A 25416-nucleotide genomic window follows, 5' to 3' on the forward strand; every position below is an offset into this window, starting at 1 on the left:
GGTAAAATATAGCAAACTATGAATGAAAGGATGATATAATGAATAATAAAATTTTAGAATATGATATATATTTAAAAGTAAAAAAGGAAGATATCCATCTAGTTACTTATTTATTAGAATCTGTAGATAATCTTATGAATGTTAGAAATGTAGTAGAAAATAATTTGATGAAAATAATTTGTCCGAAAGATACTTTAAAAGAATCTTTAATGTTAATTAATTCATTAAAAGATTTAACAGATTTGGAGGTTGTAAGGGTTGAACCCAATGACGGAAAAGTCTAAAAAAAATCCTTATAAATATGTTCCTATTCCTTATGAGCATCATCCATCTATTTTTGATATAGATTATATTAAATTAAAAAAGCTTGGTTTTACTACTATTTTATTTGATTATGATTTTACATTAGCTCCTTGGAAACAACAAATTGATAATAAAACATTAAACCTTTTTAATAAATTACATGGATTAGGTTTTAAATTAGCAGTGGTTTCTAATGGCCCTGAAAAAAGAATAAATAATGTTAAAGAAAAAACTTGTGGAAAGGTAAAAATTTTTTGGAAAATGAAAAAACCATTTTCAAAAAAATTAAAAAAAGTATTAGAAGATTTAAATTCAACTCCCAAAGAAACCGTTTTAATTGGCGACTTATTTTTTACAGATATTTTAGTTGGTAACAAAAATGGTTTATATACTATATTAGTTAATCCATACACTTACGAAATCGATGCTGCGTATAAAAAAGTTACTGCTTTTTTATCAAAATTAACTTATTTTATATTCTTCTATACATTAGGATGGCTATTTAGAGTAATGGATTTAGCAGTGCCAAACGAATTTGTAAATTCAGTTTTTGATATTAATTATGATAAATTAAAAGAAAAAAAATATGAATTATTAATATTTGATTTTGACAATACTTTGGCAACGTGGCGTTCAGAAGAAATTCCAAAAAACATCTTAAATTTATTTGAAAAATTATCAAAAGATTTTAAAATTTTTATAGCTTCTAATGGAAAAGAATATAGATTTGATAAAATTAAAAAACAAGTGAAAAAATACGGAATAAATGTTATGGGTTATTCATTAAAACCATTTCCTTATAAAATCAAAAAGAAAGTTAAAGAAATGAATGTTGATCCTTCTCATGTTGTTCTAATTGGCGATCAATTATTTACTGATATAATAGCAGGAAACAACTGTGGATTTTATACAATAAAAGTTAATCCATTATCAAACAAAGAAAGAGTTTTTACTAAAATTTTAAGGTTTTTTGAAAAACTAAGCATAAAAACGATGCGAGAAAAACCAAAATTTTAGGGGGGATATTGTGAAATTTGATAATGAAATTATATGCAATAAAACAAAAAGTGTGACTAAGTATTTATGGTTTAATACAAAAGAAAAAATAGAAATTATCCATTTAACCGATGTTGTCGAAGAATTTGTTAAAGAGTCTGGTATTTTGGATGGATATGTTCTTGTTTCAGCTATGCATTTGACCGCTTCTATATATATAAATGATTATGAACCAGGATTAATTGAAGATATAAAAGAATGGTTAGAAAAACTGGCTCCTCAAAATTATCCATATAAACATCATAGAACTGGGGAAGTAAATGGTCACGCTCATTTAAAAAATTTATTAATGCATCATCAAATCTTAGTACCTATAACAAATGGGAAATTAGATTTAGGCCCATGGCAAGAAATATTTTATGCTGAATTTGATGGGCAAAGACAAAAAAGAGTTATTTTGAAAGCCTTCGGCATTTCAAATAGTTAGTATCGGAGGGGGATTATGGAAAAAAACATAACATTTCCAAAAGGTTTTTTATGGGGGAGCACATTTTCTTCATATCAAATCGAAAAAATTAATAATAAAACCAATTGGGATGAATGGCAAAAAAAAGGGCATATTAAAGACGGTTCCACTTTAAATATATTGGATGATGTTAATATTAACCTTTTTAATGAAATTTTTAATTTATCCAAAGAAATAAATTTTAATTCTATATCTTTTTCTATAGAATGGGCTAAAATAATGCCTGAAATGAATTTTATTAATCATAAGAAATTAGAAAGCTATAAAAATTTCATTTTAAATTTAAAACGTCATAATATAGAGCCTATTATTATTTTAAATTACTTTACAGTCCCTTCTTGGTTTGAAAAAATTGGAGGTTTTAATAAAAAAGAAAATCTTATATTTTTCAGAGATTATATAAATATTGTATTAAGCTATTTAGGAAACATTGTTGACTATTATATAACTTTTTTTGAACCTGGAAAACTTGTAAAAAAAAGCTTTCAAGAGAAAACCTTTCCAAATGGATTTTCAAATATAGAAAACTTAAAAAACTTTATTGATAATTTGTATGTTCTTCATAAAGAAACATACATTTCTATAAAGAAAAATAATATTTTTTCCAAAGTATCTTTTACAAAAAATATTTTTTACGACTTATTTGATTATAAAAAAAATAACCTTTTAAAATATATAGATTTTATTTCAATTAGTTATGATGGTGAAAAAAATTATAATAATTCTAAACCCGTACAAAAAGATGATATCGGAAATATAATAAATCCAGATTCCATATATAAATACCTATTAAGTATTAAAAAGTTAGATAAACCTATTTTGATAATGGGTACTGGCATAGCAGATGAAAATGATATATATAGATCAACATTTTTAATAAAAACACTTACTTATATTTATAATGTTTTAAAAAGAGGTATTAAAGTTTATGGTTTTCATTATAGATCACTTTTTGATCTTTTTGAATGGGAATATGGTTTTTCTGCTAAATATGGTTTATATGAATTTGATTATGAAAACATTAAATTTCATATAAGATCAAGTGGAAAAATTTATTCTAATATAATAATTAATAATGGAATTCCTTCATATTTAGAAAAATATACACAATAATAAAAGCATCTGCGAAATTGCAGATGCTTTTATTATTTAATTATTCTGTAGCAGCTGGTTCGATAAAAGTTCTCGAGGCTAATTCTCTATCTAACATAAATAAAGCATTTGGATTATCTTTGATTAACTCTAATTTTGCAATAATTTCCTCATCATTTGCTTCTTCTTCAACTTGCTCATCTATATACCATTGTAAAAAGTTAAATGTTGCCCTATCATGTTCTTTCTCAGCTAAATCTACAAGATCATTAATGCATTTTGTAATATGCCTTTCATGTTCTAAGGTTTCACTGAAGACTTCTAAAGGTGAATCCCAATCATTTTTAGGTTCTTTAATTGCATATAATTTAACTTTTCCTCCTCTTTCTAGCAAATAATTGTACATTTTCATAGCATGAAATGTTTCTTCTTGATATTGAACATTCATCCAATTTGCAAATCCTTTTAAACCTTTTCTTTCAAAGTAGGCTGCCATGGATAAATATAAATAAGCAGAAAATAATTCCTCATTAATTTGTTTATTCAACGCCTCTTCCATAGTTTTTGATATCATAGTATCCCTCCTTGTAATATTTCTTATATTGTAATTATATCATTTTTTTTCTATAAAAACAAATAATTAATAGTTGACATTATAATTTTTTTATGGTATAATCGAGAAAAAAATTGTGAGGTTGATAGTATGAAAAAGATGAATTTAAAAAAGATGAATGATTTTATTTCAAATATAATATTGAGACATCGCTCAAGGTGTGGCTTCGTGCTGACACCTTGAGTTGTCGTATTAACTCAAGGAAAATCAGAGGCCACACCTTTTAAAGGTGTGGCTTTTTTTTTATATAAAAGATTAAAATTTAATTTATATATGGAGGTGTTATTTATGAAAAAGTTTATTGGTATTTTATTGATGGTTATTGTTGCATTTATTGGTTTTAGTGGAAAAATAGAGGAAATCCAAAAACGTGGTGTTTTATTAGTTGGACAAGATCCCGCATATGCTCCGTTTTATGGTGTAAATGATAAAGGCGAAAGGGTAGGTTATGAAATTGAATTAGCAAAAATGATGGCTGATGTCTTAGGGGTAAAAGTTAAATTCGTTATTACGAACTGGGATGGAATTATTCCTGCTTTATTAGCAAATAAATTTGACTTTGTTTTAGCAGGGATGACAATAACTCCAGAAAGAGCATTGAAAGTTAATTTCACTACATCTTATTACGAAACAGGCCAAACCGTTTTTTACAATAGCGAAAAATATCCTAATGGAATTACTTTAGAAGAATTAAAAAAAATGGGAAGTAATGTTAAAATTGCTGTTCAGTTAGGTACAACTGGTGAATTTACTGCAGAAAAATTATTTCCTAATGCTAAAATACTAACTTTTGAAACAGTAGATGCTGCTGCATATCAAATAATTACTAAAAAAGCGGATGTTCTTATTTTTGATGAATTATATTATGGCTCCATTTCTAAAAAATATCCTGCTATTAAAGTTTGGAATAAACTTCTGAACAAAGAAAAACTTGGAATTGCTGTAAAAAAAGAAAATTTAGATTTACTACTATGGTTAAACACATTTTTAGAATGCAAAAAAACAGATGGTACTTTAGAACAACTAAAACAAAAATGGATGATAGATTATAATTGGGGTGAATAAGTTGAAAAAAAAATATTTGCAAAAATCTATAGCTTATGTTGTATTAATATTTATCTTAGGTATTTTTTATTATGAAATGTCAAAAACGTATCCTTTTAATTGGCAGAAAGTTCCTTTCAAATATATGAACTTATATTTGAAAGGGTTTTATATGACTTTAAAAATTTCTGTTTTTTCTGTTTTTTTTGCATTAATAATAGGTATTATTTTTGGTGTAATGAAAACATCTAAATACCAAATTTTAAAAGAATTTGCTAATACATATACAACTGTCTTCAGAAATATACCTCTATTAGTAATTATTCTTATTATATATTATGGTGTTGGATCTATGATTGAAATAAGTGCAATGATTGGAGCTATTGTATCTCTATCCTTATTTGAAGGAGCATATGTTTCAGAAATAATAAGAGGTGGCATCGAAGCAGTACCAAAAGGGCAAGTTGAAGCTGCAAAAACTATAGGATTAAATACTTTTTACTTATATACAGATATATTATTACCACAAGCTTTTAGAACAACATTACCCGCTTTAACTGGACAATTTATAAGTTTAGTAAAAGATAGTTCTCTTGCATCTGTTATAGCATTGCAAGAATTAACTATGATCGGGAGACAGATTGCCACCTCATCTTTTGCATCATTTGAATCTTATATAACTGTAGCTATATTTTATTTTACAATTACATCACTTCTTCAATTATTAGGAAAATATTTTGAAAGGAGGTTTTCAATAATATGATTGAAATAAAAAGCTTAGAAAAAAGTTTTGGTAAATTAGAGGTATTAAAAGGGGTAAATTTAAAAGTTTCAAAAGGTGAAGTTTTAGTAATTATGGGACCATCAGGTTCAGGTAAATCCACATTGTTAAGATGCATTGCCGGATTAGAAAACTATGAAAAAGGAATCATAATTTTAGAAGAAAAAAATATATTGGATTATACAAGAAAAACTTTGGTTCAAAAAATTGGTTTTGTTTTTCAACAGCATAATCTTTTTCCTCATTTAAATATAATAGATAATATTTCATTAGGATTAATTAGGACAAAAAAAATGAAAAAAAATGAAGCTTATGAAAAAGCTTTAGACGTATTAAACAAGGTTCATTTAAAGGATAAAGCTTATAATTATCCATCCCAACTATCCGGCGGTCAACAACAAAGAGCTGGTATTGCAAGAGCCTTAGCTATGGATCCTGAAATATTATTATTTGATGAACCAACGTCTGCTCTTGATCCGAGCTTAGTCTATGAAGTAAAAGAAACAATGGTTGAATTATCGAAAATAGGGAAAACTATGATAGTCGTAACTCATGAAGTTGATTTTGCAAAAAAAGCAGGAGATAGAATTATATTTATGAAAGATGGGAAAATACTTGAGAATATGGATCCAGAAGTTTTTTTTAAAACTGAATTAAAATATGAAATAGCATAGAAAGGTGGTTTTTTTATGATAAATATAATTAAATACTACTCATTTTTTAAAAATACAAATTCATTACATCATCATTTAAAGTGTGGCCATAAGCTGACACTTTGAGTTGCCATATTAACTCAAATGCAATCAGATAATGGCCACATCTTAAAAGATGTGGCTTTTTTTATATAAAAACAAATTAATTATGGAGGTGTTGTATTATGAAAAGATTTTTTGGTATTTTATTAGTTATTATTTTAGTACTTGTGAGTTTTGGTGGAAAAATAGAAGATATTCAAAAACGAGGTGTTTTGTTGGTAGGTCAGGATCCAGCATATGCTCCTTTTTATGGAATAAATACAAATGGGGAACGTATAGGTCATGATATAGCTTTTGCGAAAATCTTAGCTGATTTTTTAGGGGTAAAAGTTAAATTCGTTATCACAAATTGGGATGGAATTATCCCCGCTTTAATGACAAACAAATTTGACATCATTTTAGCTGCAATGACAATAACTCCAGAAAGAGCTTTAAAAGTTAATTTTACTATACCATATTATCAAACTGGTCAAGCATTAATATATAATTCAGAAAAATACCCTAATGGTCTTTCTATTAAAAAAGTTATTGAAATGGGGAAAAAAGCTACAATTGCTGTTCAATTAGGATCTACTGGAGAAATCGCTGCAAGAAAATTTTTCCCTAAAGCAAAAATATTAACATTTGAAACTGTAGATGCTGCAGCATATCAAATAATCACTAAAAAAGCGGATGCAATTATATTTGATGATTTGTATTTTGGTAGTTTATCAAAAAAATATCCCTCAATTAAAATGGAAAACGAACTTCTAACAAAAGAAAATCTAGGAATTGCAGTTAAAAAAGAAGATATAGATTTGCTTCTATGGTTAAACACTGTTATAGAAACCTTAAAAACAGACGGCACTTTAGAACAGTTAAAACAACAATGGATAATAAACTATAATTGGAATAATGATTAAAATAAATTTAAATAAATGTTACTGAAATATTTTTGTAAAAAAATACTTGACATTTAATAATAAATATGTTAAAATCCAATAAATGTTATTAAAAAAGATTAGAGCAAATTGGAGGTCATTATAATGAATAATTTCAATAAATATCAATATAATTTAACAAATAATAATCAACCCGAACCCAAGGTGTGGCCTTTTAACACCCTAAGTTCGGTGTATATTTCTATTTAAACTTATGGGAATTAAAGGCCACACTATATAGTGTGGCCTTTTTTATATGCAGGAGGTGGAAAAATGGATTTAAGACTTGATGTAAAACATGGTTTAGAAGGTGTTGCTGTTGCTATAAGTTCAATTTCTTTTATCGATGGCGAAAAGGGTAAATTAGTTTATAGAGGATTTGAAATAGAAGATTTAGTTGAAAATTCTAATTTCGAAGAAACCGCATATTTAATCTGGTTTGGTTCTTTGCCAAACGGTAACGAAATTGATTTTTTAGTTTCAATGTTATCAAAAAAACGTGACTTGCCAAATGAAATCATTGAAATGATGAAATTATTTCCTAAAAACTCCCATCCTATGGACGTTTTAAGAAGTGTTGTCTCATTATTAGGCATATATTCAAAAAAAGATTATTCCACGTTAGAAAATGCTATTAATTTAACAGCAAAAATCCCAACGATAATTGCATATTGGTATAGAATAAAAAACAATCTTAATATTATACATCCAAATGAAAATTTAAATCATTCTGATAATTTTTTATATATGATGTTTGGAGAAATTCCTAAAAATTCTAAATTGTTTGAAAAAGCTTTAATTTTACATATGGAACAAGGGATGAACGCTTCAACTTTTGCGTCCACTGTTACAACTTCTACATTATCTGATATATATTCTATCATAACAACTGCTATAGGAACCTTAAAAGGACCGCTGCATGGAGGTGCCAATGAGAAAGTTTTAAATATGTTCAAAGAAATTAAAACTGTTGAAAATGTTGAACCTTACATATATAAACTGTTATCTAACAAAGAAAAAATTATGGGATTTGGTCACAGAATATATAAAACTTATGATCCAAGAGCAAAAATATTAAAACATTGGATAAAAGAATTATTTATTAAGGAAAATGTTGAATATTTTGAAATAGCTTTAAAAGTTGAAGAAATTGTAATAAAAGAATTTAAAGATAAAAAAATTTTTCCAAATGTAGATTTTTATTCTGGTATTTTATACAATTATTTTAACATACCTCCAGAGTTTTTTACTACTTTATTTGCAATGGCTAGGATAGTAGGTTGGACATCTCACGCGATGGAATATAGAAAAAATAACAGAATATTCAGACCAAGATCTATATATAACGGTCCAAAGAATTTAAAATATAAAGAAATGAAGGGAGTTGAAGAAAATGGGAAAAACTTTAGCTGAAAAAATTTTAAGTCATCATGTTGGAAGAGATGTTGTTCCTGGTGAAATAATTGTTGCAGATGTTGATTTGGCTTTTGTTCAAGATGGAACTGGACCTTTAACTGTTGATCAATTTAATTATTTAAATTTTGAAGATATAAAAATTAAATCCTTTGTTTTTATAGATCATGCTTCTCCCAGTCCAAGAAAAGAATTATCAAATTCTCAAACTAAATTACGAAATTTTTGCAAGAAAACTTCCGCTAATATATATGATATTGGAGAAGGAATTTCTCATCAAATTGTAGCTGAAAAACATGCCAAACCAGGTGACATAGTGGTAGGTGCTGACTCTCATTCATGTACCGCAGGTGCTTTAGGTGCTTTTGCAACAGGAATGGGCTCTACTGATATTGCTTTAGCATATGGATTAGGAAAGGTTTGGCTAAAAGTTCCAGAAACATTTAAAATTATTCTAAAAGGCTGTTTACCTTTTGGAGTATATGCTAAAGATGTTATTTTGTATTTAATAGGGTTAATCGGAGCAGACGGTGCAACATATAAAGCATTAGAATTTTCTGGTGAGGGTGTTAAAAATCTATCAATGGAATCAAGACTAACAATTTCTAATATGGCAGTTGAGGCCGGAGCTAAAGTAGGATTATTCCCAACAGATGAAATCACAAAAGAGTATTTAAAATTGCAAGGAAGAGAAAGAGATTTTAAGGAAATGATACCTGATGAAAACGCTAAATATGAAAAAATCATTGAAATAGACATGTCAAAAATTGAGCCCCAAGTAGCATTTCCTCATACAGTAGATAACACAAAACCCATCAAGGAAGCCAGGGGAATAAAAGTTGATCAGATTTATATCGGAACATGTACAAATGGAAGAATCGAGGATTTAAGAATTGTTGCAAATATATTAAAAAATAAGAAAAAAGCAAAGGATGTTAGATTAATCATAGCGCCAGCTTCAAAAGATATTTATTTAAAAGCTTTAAAAGAAGGACTAATTAATATATTCATTGAATCAGGTGCTACTATTCTCCCGCCAGGATGCGGCCCTTGTGTTGGGGTACATGCGGGTGTACCTGCAGATGGTGAAAAAGTATTATCTACTCAAAATAGAAATTTTCATGGTAGGGCTGGAAACCCAAATTCAGAAATATATTTATCATCACCAGCAGTAGCTGCAGCAACAGCTATTACAGGTTACATCACAGATCCAAGGGAGGTGTTGAAATGATACTAAAAGGAAAAGTTTGGAAATTCGGGGATAATATTTCAACTGACCATATAGCACCTGGAAGATATTTCCATTTGCGTTCCAACCTCAAAGAATTAGCCAAACATGTCTTAGAAGATGCTAGAATAGATTTTTCCAAAAAAGTCAAAAATGGAGATATAATCGTTGGTGGTCAAAATTTCGGATTAGGATCTTCACGAGAACATGCACCAAGAATTATAAAAGTCGCTGGTGTCTCTTGTGTTATAGCAAAATCATTTGCCAGAATTTTTTATAGAAATTCAATAAATATAGGATTACCTGTAATTGAATTGAAAGAAGTTGATGAAATTAATGAGGGTGACATTCTTAAAATAGACACAGAAAAAGGTAGTATTTATAATATAACTCAAGAAAAAGAATATAGCTTTATTCCATTTCCAAAATTTGTAAATTCAATATTAGAAATAAATGGTATTGATGAATATATAAAAAAATATGGTGATTATGGAGTGTGAAAATATGAATATTGGAATTATAGGTATTGGCAATATTGGAAGCATGTTATTAGAAACATTAAATAATGGGGAATACACTTTTAATATTATAAATAGAACAAGATTAAAACTTAAAAAATATGAAAAATATAAAAATATAAATATTTGCAAATCAATTAAAGATGTATACAAAAATTCTAAATACATATTTGTTGCAGTAAAACCACAACATATAAATGAAGTTTTTAATGAAATATCAAAAATCGAAGAAAAAGATAATTACATAATAAGTACTGCAGCTGGAAAAGAATTAAAAGAAATTTCAGAAAAAACTAAAAAAAATAATGTAATAAGAATAATGCCTACAGTAATATCAAAAATAGGAAAAGGTGTAACAGCAATAACTTTTAACAATACAATAGAAAGAGAAATCAAAAAAGAACTCATAGAATTAATGAAACCTTTGGGAAAAATTTTAGAATTAGAAGAAGAAAAATTTGATGCTTTTACTATTTTAAATAGTAGCGGTCCAGCTTTTGTCGCTTTTATTCTTGAAAGCTTTATAGAAGGAGCTATAAATATTGGATTACATGCAGAAACTGCTAAAGATATAGTTTTAAAAACATTTGAAGGATCTATTAAATTCTTAGAAAAAGAAGAAATTGAACTATCAGAATTAAAATATAGAGTTTCTTCTCCTGGCGGGGTAACAATAAAAGGATTATACGAGCTTGAACAAAAGGGAGTAAAAGGAGCTATTATGAAATCAATATATGAATCATATTTAAAAAACAAACACTTATGAGAGAGGGGATAATATGAATGAATTAATTAATAAAGCAAAAAATTTAAAAGATGCTTCTGAAATTCTAAAAAAAATGACCGCATCACAAAAAAACAAAGCAATTACGGAAATTGCTAAGGAAATTGAAAAAAGTAAGGAATATATTCTTAAAGAAAATCAAAAAGACGTTTTATTAGCTGAAAAAAAAGGGTTAAAAAAATCTTTAATTGATAGATTGGAATTAAACGAAAAAAGAATTAAAGGAATGATTGATGCATGTAATACAGTTATAAACCTTAAAGATCCTGTAGGTGAAATATATGATTCATTCTTAAGGGAAGATGGTTTAAGAATTAGTAAGGTAAGAGTTCCATTAGGAGTTATAGGCATTATATACGAATCAAGACCTAATGTAACACTAGAAGCAACTATATTATCTTTAAAATCTGGAAATACCGTATTATTAAGAGGTGGATCTGATGCCATAAATTCTAATAAAGCAATAGTAAATGCTATAAAAAAAGGGTTAAAAAAATCTAATATTCCAGAAAATGCAATAGAAATAATAGAAGATACTAATAGAGACATTGTGAATGATATGCTTAAATTAAATGAATATTTAGATTTAATTATTCCTAGAGGAGGAAAAAGTTTAATAAATTTCGTTGTAAAAAATGCTACAGTTCCCGTTTTGGAAACAGGTGTTGGAATTTGTCATATTTTCGTGGATGAATCTGCTAATATAAAAAAATCTATAGACATAATAGATAACGCTAAAACACAACGACCTGGCACATGTAATACTGTTGAAACTGTTTTAATCCATAAAAATATTGCTAAAAAAATATTGCCAGATTTAAAGAAAAGATTAGAGGAAAAAAATGTAGAAATTAGAGGTTGTGATGAAACATTAAAAATAGTAAACGTTAATAAAGCGATTGAAGAAGATTGGGCAACAGAATATCTTGATTTAATTTTATCAATAAAAATAGTAAATAGCTTAGATGAAGCTATAAAACATATTAAAAAATATTCAACAGGACATTCAGAATCCATATTAACAGAAAATTACTTTAACGCTATGAAATTTACAAGCGAGATAGATTCAGCTGCTGTATATATTAATGCATCAACAAGATTTACAGATGGTGGAGAATTTGGATTGGGTGCAGAAATGGGAATAAGTACACAAAAAATGCATGCAAGAGGTCCTGTCGGACTAAAAGAATTAACAACATATAAATATTTAATTTTTGGAAATTATAATGTGAGGGAATAATATGGAAAAAATTGTTATAAAAATAGGAAGCAATCTTCTCATTAAAAATAATGAGATTAATAAAAGATTTATAATAAACTTAAGTTCTATAATATCATCTTTAATAGATGACGGGAAAAGGGTTGTAATAGTATCTTCTGGAGCAAATGCTGCAGGATTAAAATACTTAAATTTGCATCCCTTAAAAAGCTTATCGCAAAAACAAGCATTATGTGCTGTTGGCCAGGTTCAATTAATGAAGATATATGAACAGGCTTTTGATTTTTATAATAAAAAGATCGCTCAAATTTTATTAACAAGAGATGATTTTTCCAATAGATATAGATTTTTAAATCTTAAAAATACACTTATTGGGTTAAATCAATTAAATATTATCCCTATAATAAATGAAAATGATACTATATCAATTGAAGAAATTAAATTTGGTGATAATGACATGCTTTCTGCATATTTCTCAGTTGGATGGGGAGCAGATGGATTAATAATATTAACCTCAGTTGATGGAATTTATGACGAAAATGAAAAAATAATAAAAGAATATAACGATTCAATAAATTTATTAAAGCTTAAAAAAACATCCTTTGGAACTGGCGGAATAGACTCTAAAATATCAGCAGGAAAAATAGCATCCGATGCTGGAGTTAAAACATGCATTTGTAATGGAAATTATTTATACAATATAAATATGTTTATAAATGGCAACAATCCAGGAACAATATTTATGCCAAACAAAAAAATGAAAAATAAAAAAGCTTGGATAGCATATTTATCAAAGAGCAAAGGAAAAATATATATAAATAAGGGAGCAAAAGAGGCAATATTAAAAAGAAAAAGTTTATTACCAGTTGGAATTGAAAAAACTGAAGGGAACTTTATAAAAGGCGATCCTGTAAATATTTATTATAAAAATAAATTAATAGCTAAAGGTTTAGCTAATTTCACAAGAGATGAAATTGATATGATTAAAGGAAAAAAAAGTAAAGAAATATTAAAGGAATTCGATTATGAAGAATTTATTCATACAGATAACATTGTTATTATGAACTGAACTATAAGAGAGGTGAAATTATGGAGGAAAAAATAATTTTATATATAGAAGGAGATGGGATAGGACCTTATATAATGAATGCAGCTATGAAAGTATGGAATAAAGCTATAGATTATGTATATGCTGGGGAAAAAAGAATTATATGGAAAGAAATTTATGCTGGAAAAAAGGCTTTAAAAAAATATGGCACACTTTTACCAGAAGAAACAATAAAATCATTAAAGGAATATAAAATTGGAATAAAAGGTCCTCTTGAAACTCCTGTGGGAAGTGGTTATAGAAGCTTAAATGTTGCTATGAGACAAACCCTAGACCTTTATGCATGTATAAGGCCTGTCAAATATATTAATGGAATAGATGCACCTGTGAAAAAACCAGAAGATGTTGATATTATAATATTTAGAGAAAATACAGAAGATGTTTATGCTGGTATTGAATGGGAAGAAAACTCAAAAGAAAGCAAGGAAATAATTAATTTTTTAAAAGAGCATTTTGGAATAAAATTAAATAAATCTGCAATAGGTATAAAACCCATTAGTGAGTTTAAAACCAAAAGATTAATGAAAAAAACGATTAAATACGCCATTGAAAATAACAGGAAAAAAATAACTATTGTTCACAAAGGAAATATAATGAAATACACAGAAGGAGCATTTAGGAAGTGGTGTTACGATGTAGCAGAAGAATATAAAAAAGAATTAAACGATAATTCTATAATAGTTAATGATATAATTGCAGATAATATGTTTCAACAATTATTGTTAAATCCTAAAGATTATGATGTCTTAATAACCCCTAATCTAAATGGAGATTATTTATCTGATGCTGCAGCAGCACAGATTGGAGGGATAGGAATAGTTCCCGGAGCAAATATCGGTGATGAAATTGCTTTGTTTGAACCAACACATGGAATTGCTCCTGGAATTAAAAATCCAGAAATGGCTAACCCTACTTCTCTTATATTATCAGGTGTAATGATGCTAGAATATATCGGTTTTTCAGATGCTGCAGAATTAATAAAAAAATCTCTTGAAAATACAATTTTAGAAGGATATGGAACACAAGATATTACAAAAAAAACAGAAAAAATACTTTCAACAAAAGAATTTGCTAATAAAATTATTAATAATTTTTAAAAATTATGGCGCCTTAATAAAGGCGCCATAATTACATAATTAATTGAATAAATTTAACTTTGTAATAATTATAAAAATATGATATAATTTATACAAATAAAAAACGGGGGTGATTTAGTGAAAAAATCCTTTTTTTTAAAGCAACCCATGATGCGTCGGGTATTATATGCTTTATCTCCTATTTATCTATTTGCTTTATATTTTTATGGAGTTAGGTTAATTACTCTAAGCATTGTAGTTTTTTTAGGTGGTATTTTAACAGAATATATCATGGAAAAACGAGTTAATAAAAATGTATCTGAAGCAGTTCTAGTTACTTCCATGTTATTTGTATTATCTTTACCGCCATTAACGCCATGGTGGATAGCATTAATTGGTATTATTTTTGGTGTTTTATTTGGAAAAGAAGTTTTTGGTGGATTTGGTAGAAATCCATTTAATCCAGCTATTGTTGGAAGATTATTTATTTATATTACTTTCCCAAATATAATGACATATGGATGGATGAAACCAGGAAATTTTGGATTAGACGCTATTACAACTGCTACACCATTAAAAATAATGAGAGATTCTGGTGAAACAATCACTTTGTTAAAGGCTTTTTTAGGTTTTAGAGCAGGTTCTATGGGGGAAAGTTTTATTTTCCTAATTATAATAGCGGCTATATATTTAATATATACGAAAACTGCTAGTTGGAAAATTATTTTATCTACATTTTTCAGTGCTACTATCTTAACCTACATTTTCTATTTTTCAGGTTTTATAAACTATCCTATTCAATTTTTGATGTCTGGTAGTTTACTTTTTGTTACTGTCTTTATGGCAACAGATCCTATTAGCGGACCCAAAAATCAAAAAGCACACTGGTATTATGGAATTTTAATTGGCTCTGTAACTATATTAATTAGAACTTTTTCTTTATTCCCAGAAGGAACAAGTTTTGCAGTTTTATTAGGAAACACATTTGCACCTTTAATGGATGAGATTTTATCAAAAAAGAAGGTGAAAAAATGAAAGATAGCAAATTATATGTAGTTCTATTCACCTTTATAATTTCTTTTATATTTGTTTTTATACTAGCTTTAGCAAATGAGTTAACTAAAGAAAAAGTGAAAATAAATGAAGAACTATTTCAAAGAAAAGCAATTTTATCAGCAATGGGTATAGATTTTAACAATGATGAAGAAGCATACAAATTATATAATGAAAAAATAAAAGTTAGTACAAAAAATGGAATAAATATTTATGAATCAAATGTAAACGGAAAAGATGTTTATGCTGTTATTTTCGTAGGAAATGGTTTATGGAGTACAATTAGAGGTGTTTTAGCTGTAGATAAAAATTTAACAGAAATAGTTGGAATTGATTTTATTACTCAAAGTGAAACTCCAGGTTTAGGTGGAAGAATAGAGGAAAAATGGTTTAAGGATCAATTTAGATTTGAAAAAATAAAAGATGGAAAAATACAAATGATTATTGGTGGAACAGGAAAAGGTGATTATGACCATGAAAATGGTGAATTTGAAGCAATCACCGGTGCAACAAGAACTTCTGAATCTGTTGCAAATATGTTAAATAAATATTTAACCATATTAAAAGACCTCCTAGGGGGTGAATTGAAATGAGTGAATATAATAAAATACTAAAAGAAAATGTATGGTATAACAACCCTGTCTTTGTTCAAATTTTAGGTATTTGTTCTGCATTAGCTGTAACTAATAACTTAACAAACACATTTATTATGACTATTGCTGTAAGTTTGGTCACAGCTTTTTCAAGTTTAACCGTTTCAATAATAAAAGGGTTAATACCAAGAAAAGTAAGAATGATTGTACAAACACTAATTATAGCCTTTTATGTAATTATTGTAGATATAGTTCTAAGAGCTTATCTACCTGATATAAGTAAATCTCTTGGCCCATATGTTGGATTAATTATAACTAATTGTATAATCATGGGAAGGGCAGAAGGTTTTGCACAATCCAATGGACCTATTATATCATTTTGGGATGGTTTTACATCCGGTCTTGGTTATTTAGTTGTGTTAATGGTTGTTGCATTTTTTAGAGAATTACTTGGCTTTGGAACTTTATTTGGTTTTAGAGTTTTGCCTGAAGGATTTATGTCATGGACTATTATGTTAATGGCACCAAGTGCATTTTTTATGCTTGCAATATTTATTTGGGTTGCAAAAGGTATAATGATTAGAAAGGAGGCTAAATAATGGCTCCAGATATTAGTCCTTTCATATTATTTTTTGCATCAATTTTTACAAGTAATATTTTATTAGCAAATTTTTTGGGTATGTGTTCTTTTATTTCAATATCTAAGGATATAACATCCTCTAATGGGTTAGGTATGGCAGTAACAATGGTTATGACAATAACAACAGCATTAAATTGGATTGTTTATAATAAAATCATTGTTCCTTTTGGATTAGAATATTTAAGATATATTATTTTTATTATAGTAATAGCTGCTGTAGTCCAAATACTTGAAATGCTTATTGATAGACTATCACCAAATTTATATATGAGTTTAGGAATTTTTTTACCATTAATAACTGTTAATTGTGCTATATTAGGTGTTTCATTATTTATGCAATTAAGATACTATACGTTTATTCAATCTATTTTTTACGGTTTAGGTTCTGGACTTGGATGGTGGCTTGCAATTATGGCTCTAGCCGCTATAAGAAAAAGAGTTGACAAAAGCCCAAATGTCCCTGCAGCTTTAAAAGGACCTGGATTAACGTTAATAATAATCGGCATTATGGCAATGGCATTCATAGGATTTTCAGGAATGCTCAATGTACAGTGAGGTGGTATGATGAGCAATATATTATTAGCACCTTTAATTGTTTCTGTTATAAGTGGAGTTTTAGCCGCTATAATAGCTATCGTTGATGGAATCGTTAATAATTATGGTGAAGTCAAAGTTAATATAAATGGGAAAAAAGAATTGACTGTAAAAGGTGGCGCTTCACTTTTAACAACTTTATCTGAAACCGGGATTTTTGTTCCATCTGCATGTGGAGGTCGCGGAAGTTGTGGAGCTTGTAAAGTAAAGGTTTTATCTGATGTTGGACCTCATCTCCCAACAGAAACACCTTTACTCACACCTGAAGAACTAAAAGAAAATGTTAGACTTTCATGTCAAGTTAAAGTAAAAAAAGATATTGAAATTTGGCTACCTGAAGAATTATTCAATGTTAAAAAGTATAAAACAAGAATTGAAACTATTAAAGATGTTACTCATGATATTAAAGAAGTTAAATTTAAATTATTAGAACCAACGGAAATAAATTTTAAGGCTGGTCAGTATATGCAAATTGTGATACCTCCTTATGAAAAAATAAAAGAATCTACTCAAAGAGCTTATTCTATTTCTTCATTACCATCTCAAAAAGATTCTTTTGAATTATTAATTAGATTAGTCCCTGGAGGAATTGCAACAACATATGTTCATAATTATTTAAAAGAAGGGGATATTCTAGAGGTTATCGGCCCTTTCGGTGATTTTTATTTAAGAGATACAGATGCTGATGTTATTGGTGTTGCTGGTGGCTCAGGAATGGCACCTTTAAAATCAATAATTTTTGATATGTATGAAAAAGGGATTACAAATAGAAATGTATGGTATTTTTTTGGTGCTCGTTCCTTAAGAGATCTTTATTATGTTGAAATGTTTAGAGAATTAGAAAAAAAATGGCCTAATTTTCATTTTATTCCTGCTTTATCTGAACCTTTACCAGAAGATAAATGGGAAGGTGAAACAGGATTTATAACAGATGTTTTAGATAAATATATAAAAGAAAAAATGGATCCAAACACGCCTAAAGAAGGATATCTTTGTGGAAGTCCTGGGATGATCGGTGCTTGTGTTAAAGTAATGACAAATAATAATATTCCAGAAGATAAAATTTATTATGACAAATTTGCTTAAAAAGGGGGATTATATATGAAAATGACTCCTGAATTCCAAAAAGCTCAAAAAAATATGCAGCCAGGTGTTATAACTGCTGATGGTTTCCTAGGTAATGATGATAGAAATCTTATTGATATTATCATTGAAGATGAAGAAATTTTATCAAGTTTAAATTGTGATATTGAAAAAATAGTCAATAAAATGAAAGAATTAAGAAAAAAAGGCGAGAAAGGTATGGGTGAACCAATTACAATAGACAAAAAATGGGAAGTTCAAGTTGGAGAGGCTAGAGGACATTTACCCTGTCCCTTTGAAGATGGGATATTTAGAAAAGTTGTTACAAAGGTTACAAACCTTGATAATAATGAAAGTATTATATTTAGCGATTTATCAATACATTTAATTGAAAAACACCATTTTTTTCAAGGGAAAGGTTCTCCATTTAGGTTAGAACCTCCAAAATTAATAAAAGTTCTTGATATTTGTAAATAGAGGTGGATTCCGCCTCTATTTATTCTTTAGGAGGGATTTTATGATATATGATATTGCTATTATTGGAGCGGGTGTTATTGGCACATCTATTGCTAGGGAATTATCAAAATATGAATTAAAGATTTTACTACTTGAAAAATCAGATGATGTAAGTAATGGAGCATCAAAAGCTAATAGCGGTATTGTTCATGGAGGATATGCCGCTAAACACGGAACATTAAAAGGTAAATTATCTTTTGAAGGAAATAAATTATATGATGAACTTGATAAAGAATTAAACTTTGGATTTAAACGAACTGGAGCATTAGTAATTGGGTTTGATGAAAATGATGAAAAAAATATTTTTAATTTATATGAAAATGGAATAAAAAATGGTGTGAAAAAAGAAGATATAAAAGTAATATATAAAGACGAAATATTAAAATTAGAACCTAATATAAATAAAAATGTAAAAGTGGCATTAATAGCTAATGATGTTGGAATAACTTCCCCTTATGAAATGACAATAGCACTTGCCGAAAATGCTGTAAAAAATGGTGTTGAATTGAAATTAGAAAATGAAGTTATAGGTATCGAAGAGCAAAATGACTATTTTATAATCAACACAAATCAAAGTAGTTATAAAACAAAATATATTATAAATGCAGCAGGTGTATATAGTGATAAAATCTCAAGTATGGTTTGCATAAATGATTTTTATATAAACCCAAGAAAGGGACAATATATTATTTTCCATAAAGGATATGGAAAAATAATAAATAGGGTAATTTTTCAAACTCCAACAGAAAAAGGAAAAGGAATATTAGTTACTCCAACATACCATGGAAATTTAATGATTGGACCTAATGCTGATGAAATATCTAGTAAAGAAGACGTTACTACTGATATAGAAACATTAAAATATATTATAAAAACGGCAAAAAAATCTGTCCCAAATATTGATTTAAGAAAAGTTTTAACATCATTTTCTGGTATTCGTCCTACCCCATCAACTGGAGATTTTATTATAAAAGAAGCAAAAGAAAGGTTTATCAATGTTGCCGGTATAGAATCTCCAGGTTTAACTTCATCACCAGCCATCGCTAAAATGGTTATTAATATTCTAAAAAATTCCAAATTAAAATTAACTAAAAAAAATTATTTTGACCCTTATAGAAAACCTATAATTGTTCCAAAAAATTTATCTTATAAAGAAGTAAATAAAATGTTAGAATTGAATTCTGAAGAGCAAATAATTTGTAGATGTGAAATGGTAAGCAAAAAAGAAATTATAGATGCTTTAAATAGAGGGATACCAATTAAATCTGTTGATGCTGTAAAAAGAAGAACAAGAGCTACCATGGGTTTTTGCCAGGGAGAATTTTGTACCCCAAGAGTTAGAAAGGTTATTGCAGAGACATTAAAAATAAAAGAAGAAGATGTTCCAATAAGAGGTAAAAAAAGCGGTATTTTACCTAAAAAAGTAAATCTAAACTACTTTAAAAATATTTTAAATGATTTAATTTGAAATTTTAGTAAAAAACATATATAATATATAACTAAGATCATATGTGCTCTGAGGTGATTTTATTGTATTATTTAATGGCTATATTATCAGCGTTTTCATCATCTGTTACTTCTGTTTTAGGAAAATATTCTTTTAATATTGGAGCAACAGTATCTCAGATTTTATTTCTGAGATTTCTTTTTTCATTTTTGATATCTGGTGTTATTTTTATTATAGCGGGTTATAAAATACATTTTAAAAAATTTTTGCTATTTTCTATACTTGGTATAGTAAATTATGGAATAGCTGCTTACGCTTTTTTTACAGGGTTACAGTATCTTAATCCTGCTTATGCTACCGTTATATATTTTACAAATCCTATATTTGTATCAATACTGCAAACAAAAGCTACTAAAAGAAAACTAAACATTGTCAATACATCTGCTGTAGCTTTATCCTTTGTAGGAGTTTTTATTTCTAATTTGGGAGAAAAAGCTTTTGCAGGAAATAAAAGTCTTGTTTTTGGTACTTCAATTATATTATTTAGCTCTTTTGTTAATGCGTTATTTCTCGTAACTGTAAGTGAAAATTTAAAAGAAAAGAAATCTAATCCTTTTGAAAATGTTTTTTATACTTTTACTGGTGCTTTCCTTTATTATTTCATTTTAGTTATTAAAAATAATGAAATCTATTCTCTTAATAATAAATTTCTATTAAGTGGTTTTATATTAGCTGTATTAGCTACCTTTATTCCATTAACGTTAAATTATATTTCTTTAAAAAAGCTTCAATCTCATACTTTAGCATTATTGATGCCTTTAGAAATTGTTTTTGCAGCAATAATGTCATTTATATTTTTCCATGAACCATTTAATGTTTTGAAAATATTTGGATTTATAATGGTTGGAATAGCTCCAATTATCGATATTTTAAATGTTGAATCTCAATCTATATAAAAAATCATTTAACATATTGGGGGGAATATAATGTTAAAAAAAATTTTATTTGATCAAGTTAAACCTGCATATGGATGTACAGAACCAATTGCAGTTGCTTTAGCCGTTGCAACTGCAAAAAAATATTTAAAAGGACATTTAGAAAAAATAGAGATTATTCTCGATAAAAACACTTATAAAAACGGATTAGAAGTAAACATTCCCGGAACTCCATTTATAGGTCTTGAAGTTGCAGCTGCACTCTCTTTTACATGTGGAGAAGCTGAATTAGGGTTAGAAGTATTAAAACATGTAAATCAAATGTGTATAGATAATTCCCATAAAATATTAGGTAAAATAAAAATTATAGTTAATAAAAATTACTCTGGTTTAAAAGTAAACTGTAAATTAAAAGGAGAAAACAGTGTTAATGTTATTATAGAAGGAAAGCATGATAATATTGTCCATATTGAATCTAATAATATACCTATTTTTGACAAACCATTTGAAGCTAGTGGTGCATTATTAAATGAAATAAAAAATTTTAATATAAATTATTTTATTAAATTTGTTGAAAATTATGATTCTGACATTTCGGAATTACTGGATAGAACTATGAAAATGAATACTCAAATAGCTGAAAAAGGCCTTAATACACCTGGAAATTTTGGAAATATATTAAATTTTGAACCTGTAAACATAGTTCAAGCTGCTGTAGATGCACGAATGAGCGGGGAATTATTACCTGTAATGACTGTTGCAGGCAGCGGAAATCAAGGACTATCTTGCACTTTACCTATCATTAAGATAGGTAAAGAATTTGATACTGAAAAAGTAAAAAAATCTATATTATTAAGTATGTTAGTAACAATATATATAAAAGCATATACAGGCCTTTTAACTCCAATTTGTGGCGCAGGATCTATTGCATCAGCTGGAGCTGCTGCTGGTTTAGTATACTTAAAAAATGGTAATTCTGAACAAATCAAAAATGCAATTAATAATGTATTAGCAACTCTCTTTGGTCTAACATGTGATGGCGCAAAAAAAGGATGTTCTTTAAAAGCTGGTACCGGAACTTTTGTCGCACTTCAAAGTTCCGAACTATCATTAAAAAATATAAATGTTCCATGTGGAAATGGTATTGCCGCAAAAAATGTAGAAGATACAATAAAAAGAATAGGAAAATTAACATTATCTATAAAAAAGTTTGATGAAGATGTTTTGGAATTTATTGGAAAATGTTAAAGAAGGTGAAATATGTCTTATAAGGTTTGTATAGAATGTGATGAAAAAGTAGATAATGATGAAAAAATATGTCCTAATTGCGATGGATTTTTTTTGAAAAAAAAATGTCCAAAATGCAACGAAATTATGAAAGATGATATAAAAAAATGTTGGTATTGTGGATGGAACTTTACAGATATAAAGAAAAAAAACATATCAAAAAAAATTAATTTTTACGAATCTTATATAAATGATATTAAAAACACTACATTTAAAAATAAAATATCATCAAAATATAAAAAAAATTATATAAAGTTAACAACAGAACAAATAGAAATTATAAAAAAAGCTAGAAATAGTAACTTAATAATTAATGCTTTTGCTGGATCAGGAAAAACGACAACTTTATTAAGTATTGCTTATGCATTAAGAAACAAAAGTTTTCTTTTCCTTGCTTTCAATAGATCAGTTAAAGAGGAAATTGAATATAAAATTAAAAAATCAAAATTAAATAATATAAAAGTATTAACTACTCATGGATTGGCCTATAAATTTGCGAAAAATGATTTAAAGTTCAAAAAAATTGGAAAAGAATTAAATACTTTGGAAATATCAAAAATTTTAGATATTGATATTTTTATTGCAGATTTAGTAAAAATCGCATTTAATGATTTTTGTAATGGTGATTATACTAGTATTTCTGATAAAACAATAGAAGAAATATTAAATTCAAATCAGAAATTACGGTTTATAAAAGAACAAAAAGAATATCTAAAAACTAAGTTACTAAATATTTGGAATTTATATATCGAAAACAAATTACCCATGACACACAATGTTTATTTAAAGTTTTTCCATCTAAATATAGAAAAATATAGAAATTATATAAATTTTGATTATATTCTCTTAGATGAGGCACAAGATACAAACGAAGTTGTGTTAGATATCTTTAAAAAATTAAAAGGAAAAAAAATTATTGTTGGAGATCCTCATCAACAAATATACTCTTTCAGAGGTTCAATTAATGCTATGTATAAAATTAGAAATGAAATATCAGCTGAAATTTCATATTTAACTGAATCTTTTAGATTTCCAAATTATATATCTAATAAAGCTAATATTATTTTAAAAGATTTCAAAGGCGAAGAAAAAGAAATTATCTCCTTTAATCAAAATAGTAATAATACTATAAGCAATATGTGTTTTATAACGAGAACAAATGCTACCCTTATAAAATTAATTGATACTTTAAAAAATTTTGAAATTAAACTAGTAAGATCTCCCCAAGAAATTTTCCATCTTCCTTTAAATATATATTATTATATTAAATATTTAAATAATGGTAAATATAAAGATAAAATAAAAGAGCGCTGGATTCTCAATTTCGAATCATTAGAAGAATTAAAAAATTATGCAGAAGATTTCGAAGATTATGAATTAGTCTCAGCAATAAATATAGCTGAAGAATATGATGAAAAATTATTTTCCCTTTTAAATATGGCAAAAGAAAAATATAAAAAAAATAAAGGAAAAATATTTCTTGCAACTGCACATTCTAGTAAAGGGTTAGAATGGGATAAAGTTGTAGTCTGCCATGATTTTCAAAATTTAATTGATTTATTAAAAAAAGAAAAATATAAAAGTATTAAAAATTTTCAAAAATCATATCTTAATCATATACATAAAATAATTAATGGAGAAAAAAGTGTATTTAAACACCAATACATTATCGATGAAATTAATCTTTTTTATGTTGCCATAACTAGAACAAAAAAAGATTTGATCATTTATTCTAATAGTGATATATTCAACATTAACATAAATGAAAAGCTTGAGGAATGAGCCTCAAGCTTTTATTCCTTTTGCAAGAAATTCTGAAAGCTCTAATAAAACTTTTTCCTTATCTTTTATAGTTTTTTCAAATAAATATTCAATACCTATATAATGAGAAATCCCCATTAAAAACATCGCTATTATTTCTTTATTTTTTATTTTTATATCATTAAGATTCTCAAGATATCCTTTTTTAAAACTTTCATAATATTTTCTAACTTCATCCTTTACAACAAACTCTGATTCTCTTATAATCTCATAGTAATTTTTATTTTTTGAGAAAAATTCTAAAAATAAATATATACCTAATAATTCTCTTTCTAATCTATTAACATTTTCTGATATATTATTTGAAATAAAATATCTTGTCTTATGACTTATTTGTCTTACAATTTCTCTCAAAAATTCCTCTTTGCTTGAAAAATATAAATAAAAAGTTCCAACAGCCATGCCAATTTTATTTGTTATTTCAAAAACCTTTACATTATAATATCCTTTTTTACTAAATAATTCTATTCCAGCATCAATAAGTATTTTCTTAGTATCTTTTTTTTCTTCTTTGAAAAAATATATATCAATATTAAAAATATTTTTTCTTATATCACAATTAAATATCCCATTAAATATTATTTCAAAAAAAACATTTTTATCTAATTTTACCCAACCATAAGAAGACATGATTCCCAAAAACCTTAAACCACCTATTATATATATATACTCTATTTCTGTAATATCTTTTTCCAAAATATTGCCTAATATATCAATATAAATATCTCTTAATTCTTTTTCATATTTTGGAAATCTATATTGACCTTCTCTAAATATTGTAACAAGTGGTTTGTATTTTATTGCAGCTTCGAAAACTATATCAAAAAAAGATATTAGTTTTTCTTTTTTTGAATTACCACTAAAATTATAAAAGTCTTTTTTTAGCTTATTTAATAAATCATTTAATAAATATTCAAAAATTTCTTGTTTGTTTTTAAAATAATTATAGAATACTCCATTAGAAACATTAGCATTCCTACAAATCTCTGCAACAGATACTGTTTCATACCATTTTTTTGAGAATAATTCTATAGCAGAATTGATTAGTTTTTCTTTAATATCTTTTTTCAT

General features: G+C 27.0%; 27 protein-coding genes. 25 read left to right on the forward strand and 2 right to left on the reverse strand.

Going from position 1 to position 25416, the window contains the following annotated elements:
- Positions 1 to 38: 38 nt before the first annotated feature.
- The 4 genes from ACYQ44_RS02210 to ACYQ44_RS02225 are packed head-to-tail and all read left to right on the forward strand — an operon-like array spanning position 39 to position 2938.
- Positions 39 to 284, forward strand: a complete 246-nt coding sequence (locus tag ACYQ44_RS02210; RefSeq protein ID WP_459994884.1) for a DUF4911 domain-containing protein — start codon at positions 39 to 41, stop codon at positions 282 to 284.
- Positions 268 to 1320, forward strand: a complete 1053-nt coding sequence (locus ACYQ44_RS02215) for a YqeG family HAD IIIA-type phosphatase (protein ID WP_459994934.1) — start codon at positions 268 to 270, stop codon at positions 1318 to 1320. The genes ACYQ44_RS02210 and ACYQ44_RS02215 overlap by 17 nt, the downstream gene beginning before the upstream one ends.
- A 10-nt stretch (positions 1321 to 1330) precedes the next feature.
- Complete coding sequence (locus ACYQ44_RS02220; RefSeq protein ID WP_459994885.1) at positions 1331 to 1786, forward strand: secondary thiamine-phosphate synthase enzyme YjbQ; 456 nt, start codon at positions 1331 to 1333, stop codon at positions 1784 to 1786.
- Positions 1787 to 1801: 15 nt separating this feature from the next.
- The gene (locus ACYQ44_RS02225; protein WP_459994887.1) at positions 1802 to 2938 is read left to right on the forward strand and encodes a family 1 glycosylhydrolase; all 1137 of its coding nucleotides are present in this window, start codon (positions 1802 to 1804) and stop codon (positions 2936 to 2938) included.
- A 40-nt stretch (positions 2939 to 2978) separates the two neighbouring features.
- Here the strand turns inward: ACYQ44_RS02225 and ACYQ44_RS02230 are convergent, their stop codons facing one another.
- On the reverse strand, positions 2979 to 3491 hold the full coding sequence (locus ACYQ44_RS02230) for a ferritin (protein WP_459994888.1): 513 nt from the start codon (positions 3489 to 3491) through the stop codon (positions 2979 to 2981).
- A 327-nt stretch (positions 3492 to 3818) separates the two neighbouring features.
- On the opposite strand from ACYQ44_RS02230, the gene ACYQ44_RS02235 reads away from it, so the two are divergent.
- From ACYQ44_RS02235 to ACYQ44_RS02335, 21 genes are all read left to right on the forward strand, one after another.
- Positions 3819 to 4595, forward strand: coding sequence for a transporter substrate-binding domain-containing protein (locus tag ACYQ44_RS02235; RefSeq protein ID WP_459994890.1), 777 nt, complete (start codon positions 3819 to 3821; stop codon positions 4593 to 4595).
- Between the two features lies 1 nt (position 4596).
- Positions 4597 to 5337, forward strand: coding sequence for an amino acid ABC transporter permease (locus ACYQ44_RS02240; RefSeq protein ID WP_459994892.1), 741 nt, complete (start codon positions 4597 to 4599; stop codon positions 5335 to 5337).
- The gene (locus tag ACYQ44_RS02245) at positions 5334 to 6029 is read left to right on the forward strand and encodes an amino acid ABC transporter ATP-binding protein (RefSeq protein WP_459994894.1); all 696 of its coding nucleotides are present in this window, start codon (positions 5334 to 5336) and stop codon (positions 6027 to 6029) included. The genes ACYQ44_RS02240 and ACYQ44_RS02245 overlap by 4 nt, the downstream gene beginning before the upstream one ends.
- A 203-nt stretch (positions 6030 to 6232) precedes the next feature.
- Positions 6233 to 7012, forward strand: coding sequence for a transporter substrate-binding domain-containing protein (locus ACYQ44_RS02250; protein ID WP_459994895.1), 780 nt, complete (start codon positions 6233 to 6235; stop codon positions 7010 to 7012).
- Between the two features lie 291 nt (positions 7013 to 7303).
- The gene (locus tag ACYQ44_RS02255) at positions 7304 to 8443 is read left to right on the forward strand and encodes a citrate/2-methylcitrate synthase (protein ID WP_459994897.1); all 1140 of its coding nucleotides are present in this window, start codon (positions 7304 to 7306) and stop codon (positions 8441 to 8443) included.
- Positions 8424 to 9674, forward strand: a complete 1251-nt coding sequence (locus ACYQ44_RS02260; protein WP_459994898.1) for a 3-isopropylmalate dehydratase large subunit — start codon at positions 8424 to 8426, stop codon at positions 9672 to 9674. The genes ACYQ44_RS02255 and ACYQ44_RS02260 overlap by 20 nt, the downstream gene beginning before the upstream one ends.
- Positions 9674 to 10171 carry a 3-isopropylmalate dehydratase small subunit gene (locus tag ACYQ44_RS02265; protein ID WP_459994936.1) on the forward strand — a complete coding sequence of 166 codons (498 nt, stop codon included), beginning with the start codon at positions 9674 to 9676 and terminating at the stop codon, positions 10169 to 10171. Before ACYQ44_RS02260 ends, ACYQ44_RS02265 begins: the two co-directional genes overlap by 1 nt.
- A gap of 4 nt (positions 10172 to 10175) precedes the next feature.
- Entirely contained in the window at positions 10176 to 10955 is a 780-nt protein-coding gene (gene proC / locus ACYQ44_RS02270; protein WP_459994899.1) for a pyrroline-5-carboxylate reductase, read from the forward strand.
- 13 nt (positions 10956 to 10968) lie between these two features.
- Positions 10969 to 12213 (forward strand): glutamate-5-semialdehyde dehydrogenase, encoded by a 1245-nt coding sequence (locus tag ACYQ44_RS02275; protein WP_459994901.1) that lies wholly within the window; start codon positions 10969 to 10971, stop codon positions 12211 to 12213.
- A 1-nt stretch (position 12214) separates the two neighbouring features.
- Positions 12215 to 13261, forward strand: a complete 1047-nt coding sequence (gene proB / locus ACYQ44_RS02280) for a glutamate 5-kinase (RefSeq protein ID WP_459994904.1) — start codon at positions 12215 to 12217, stop codon at positions 13259 to 13261.
- A 20-nt stretch (positions 13262 to 13281) separates the two neighbouring features.
- Complete coding sequence (locus ACYQ44_RS02285) at positions 13282 to 14397, forward strand: NADP-dependent isocitrate dehydrogenase (protein WP_459994906.1); 1116 nt, start codon at positions 13282 to 13284, stop codon at positions 14395 to 14397.
- 147 nt (positions 14398 to 14544) lie between these two features.
- Positions 14545 to 15411, forward strand: a complete 867-nt coding sequence (locus tag ACYQ44_RS02290; RefSeq protein WP_459994908.1) for an RnfABCDGE type electron transport complex subunit D — start codon at positions 14545 to 14547, stop codon at positions 15409 to 15411.
- Positions 15408 to 16022 (forward strand): FMN-binding protein, encoded by a 615-nt coding sequence (locus ACYQ44_RS02295; RefSeq protein ID WP_459994909.1) that lies wholly within the window; start codon positions 15408 to 15410, stop codon positions 16020 to 16022. The genes ACYQ44_RS02290 and ACYQ44_RS02295 overlap by 4 nt, the downstream gene beginning before the upstream one ends.
- Positions 16019 to 16621 (forward strand): NADH:ubiquinone reductase (Na(+)-transporting) subunit D, encoded by a 603-nt coding sequence (locus ACYQ44_RS02300; RefSeq protein ID WP_459994910.1) that lies wholly within the window; start codon positions 16019 to 16021, stop codon positions 16619 to 16621. Before ACYQ44_RS02295 ends, ACYQ44_RS02300 begins: the two co-directional genes overlap by 4 nt.
- Positions 16621 to 17217: an Rnf-Nqr domain containing protein gene (locus ACYQ44_RS02305; protein WP_459994912.1), complete on the forward strand. Its 597-nt coding sequence runs from the start codon at positions 16621 to 16623 to the stop codon at positions 17215 to 17217. Before ACYQ44_RS02300 ends, ACYQ44_RS02305 begins: the two co-directional genes overlap by 1 nt.
- A 9-nt stretch (positions 17218 to 17226) precedes the next feature.
- A complete protein-coding gene (locus ACYQ44_RS02310) occupies positions 17227 to 18342 on the forward strand; it encodes an NADH:ubiquinone reductase (Na(+)-transporting) subunit F (RefSeq protein WP_459994914.1) in 1116 nt (371 codons plus the stop codon).
- Positions 18343 to 18357: 15 nt separating this feature from the next.
- Entirely contained in the window at positions 18358 to 18816 is a 459-nt protein-coding gene (locus tag ACYQ44_RS02315; RefSeq protein ID WP_459994915.1) for a hypothetical protein, read from the forward strand.
- Positions 18817 to 18859: 43 nt separating this feature from the next.
- On the forward strand, positions 18860 to 20323 hold the full coding sequence (locus ACYQ44_RS02320; RefSeq protein ID WP_459994938.1) for an NAD(P)/FAD-dependent oxidoreductase: 1464 nt from the start codon (positions 18860 to 18862) through the stop codon (positions 20321 to 20323).
- Positions 20324 to 20397: 74 nt separating this feature from the next.
- A complete protein-coding gene (locus tag ACYQ44_RS02325) occupies positions 20398 to 21258 on the forward strand; it encodes a DMT family transporter (RefSeq protein WP_459994917.1) in 861 nt (286 codons plus the stop codon).
- Between the two features lie 30 nt (positions 21259 to 21288).
- Entirely contained in the window at positions 21289 to 22485 is a 1197-nt protein-coding gene (locus ACYQ44_RS02330) for an L-cysteine desulfidase family protein (protein WP_459994918.1), read from the forward strand.
- Positions 22486 to 22497: 12 nt separating this feature from the next.
- Complete coding sequence (locus ACYQ44_RS02335; protein ID WP_459994919.1) at positions 22498 to 24306, forward strand: UvrD-helicase domain-containing protein; 1809 nt, start codon at positions 22498 to 22500, stop codon at positions 24304 to 24306.
- Positions 24307 to 24309: 3 nt separating this feature from the next.
- Here the strand turns inward: ACYQ44_RS02335 and ACYQ44_RS02340 are convergent, their stop codons facing one another.
- Entirely contained in the window at positions 24310 to 25416 is a 1107-nt protein-coding gene (locus tag ACYQ44_RS02340) for a TetR/AcrR family transcriptional regulator (RefSeq protein ID WP_459994921.1), read from the reverse strand.

The sequence above is a fragment of the Marinitoga arctica genome (assembly GCF_054657315.1).

Coding starts and splice junctions, on each gene's coding strand:
- ACYQ44_RS02210 (WP_459994884.1), top strand. CDS start 39: ATGAATAATAAAATTTTAGAATATGATATATATTTAAAAGTAAAAAAG.
- ACYQ44_RS02215 (WP_459994934.1), top strand. CDS start 268: ATGACGGAAAAGTCTAAAAAAAATCCTTATAAATATGTTCCTATTCCT.
- ACYQ44_RS02225 (WP_459994887.1), top strand. CDS start 1,802: ATGGAAAAAAACATAACATTTCCAAAAGGTTTTTTATGGGGGAGCACA.
- ACYQ44_RS02230 (WP_459994888.1), bottom strand. CDS start 3,491: ATGATATCAAAAACTATGGAAGAGGCGTTGAATAAACAAATTAATGAG.
- ACYQ44_RS02235 (WP_459994890.1), top strand. CDS start 3,819: ATGAAAAAGTTTATTGGTATTTTATTGATGGTTATTGTTGCATTTATT.
- ACYQ44_RS02245 (WP_459994894.1), top strand. CDS start 5,334: ATGATTGAAATAAAAAGCTTAGAAAAAAGTTTTGGTAAATTAGAGGTA.
- ACYQ44_RS02250 (WP_459994895.1), top strand. CDS start 6,233: ATGAAAAGATTTTTTGGTATTTTATTAGTTATTATTTTAGTACTTGTG.
- ACYQ44_RS02255 (WP_459994897.1), top strand. CDS start 7,304: ATGGATTTAAGACTTGATGTAAAACATGGTTTAGAAGGTGTTGCTGTT.
- ACYQ44_RS02260 (WP_459994898.1), top strand. CDS start 8,424: ATGGGAAAAACTTTAGCTGAAAAAATTTTAAGTCATCATGTTGGAAGA.
- proC (WP_459994899.1), top strand. CDS start 10,176: ATGAATATTGGAATTATAGGTATTGGCAATATTGGAAGCATGTTATTA.
- ACYQ44_RS02275 (WP_459994901.1), top strand. CDS start 10,969: ATGAATGAATTAATTAATAAAGCAAAAAATTTAAAAGATGCTTCTGAA.
- proB (WP_459994904.1), top strand. CDS start 12,215: ATGGAAAAAATTGTTATAAAAATAGGAAGCAATCTTCTCATTAAAAAT.
- ACYQ44_RS02285 (WP_459994906.1), top strand. CDS start 13,282: ATGGAGGAAAAAATAATTTTATATATAGAAGGAGATGGGATAGGACCT.
- ACYQ44_RS02290 (WP_459994908.1), top strand. CDS start 14,545: ATGATGCGTCGGGTATTATATGCTTTATCTCCTATTTATCTATTTGCT.
- ACYQ44_RS02295 (WP_459994909.1), top strand. CDS start 15,408: ATGAAAGATAGCAAATTATATGTAGTTCTATTCACCTTTATAATTTCT.
- ACYQ44_RS02300 (WP_459994910.1), top strand. CDS start 16,019: ATGAGTGAATATAATAAAATACTAAAAGAAAATGTATGGTATAACAAC.
- ACYQ44_RS02305 (WP_459994912.1), top strand. CDS start 16,621: ATGGCTCCAGATATTAGTCCTTTCATATTATTTTTTGCATCAATTTTT.
- ACYQ44_RS02310 (WP_459994914.1), top strand. CDS start 17,227: ATGAGCAATATATTATTAGCACCTTTAATTGTTTCTGTTATAAGTGGA.
- ACYQ44_RS02315 (WP_459994915.1), top strand. CDS start 18,358: ATGAAAATGACTCCTGAATTCCAAAAAGCTCAAAAAAATATGCAGCCA.
- ACYQ44_RS02325 (WP_459994917.1), top strand. CDS start 20,398: ATGGCTATATTATCAGCGTTTTCATCATCTGTTACTTCTGTTTTAGGA.
- ACYQ44_RS02330 (WP_459994918.1), top strand. CDS start 21,289: ATGTTAAAAAAAATTTTATTTGATCAAGTTAAACCTGCATATGGATGT.
- ACYQ44_RS02335 (WP_459994919.1), top strand. CDS start 22,498: ATGTCTTATAAGGTTTGTATAGAATGTGATGAAAAAGTAGATAATGAT.
- ACYQ44_RS02340 (WP_459994921.1), bottom strand. CDS start 25,416: ATGAAAAAAGATATTAAAGAAAAACTAATCAATTCTGCTATAGAATTA.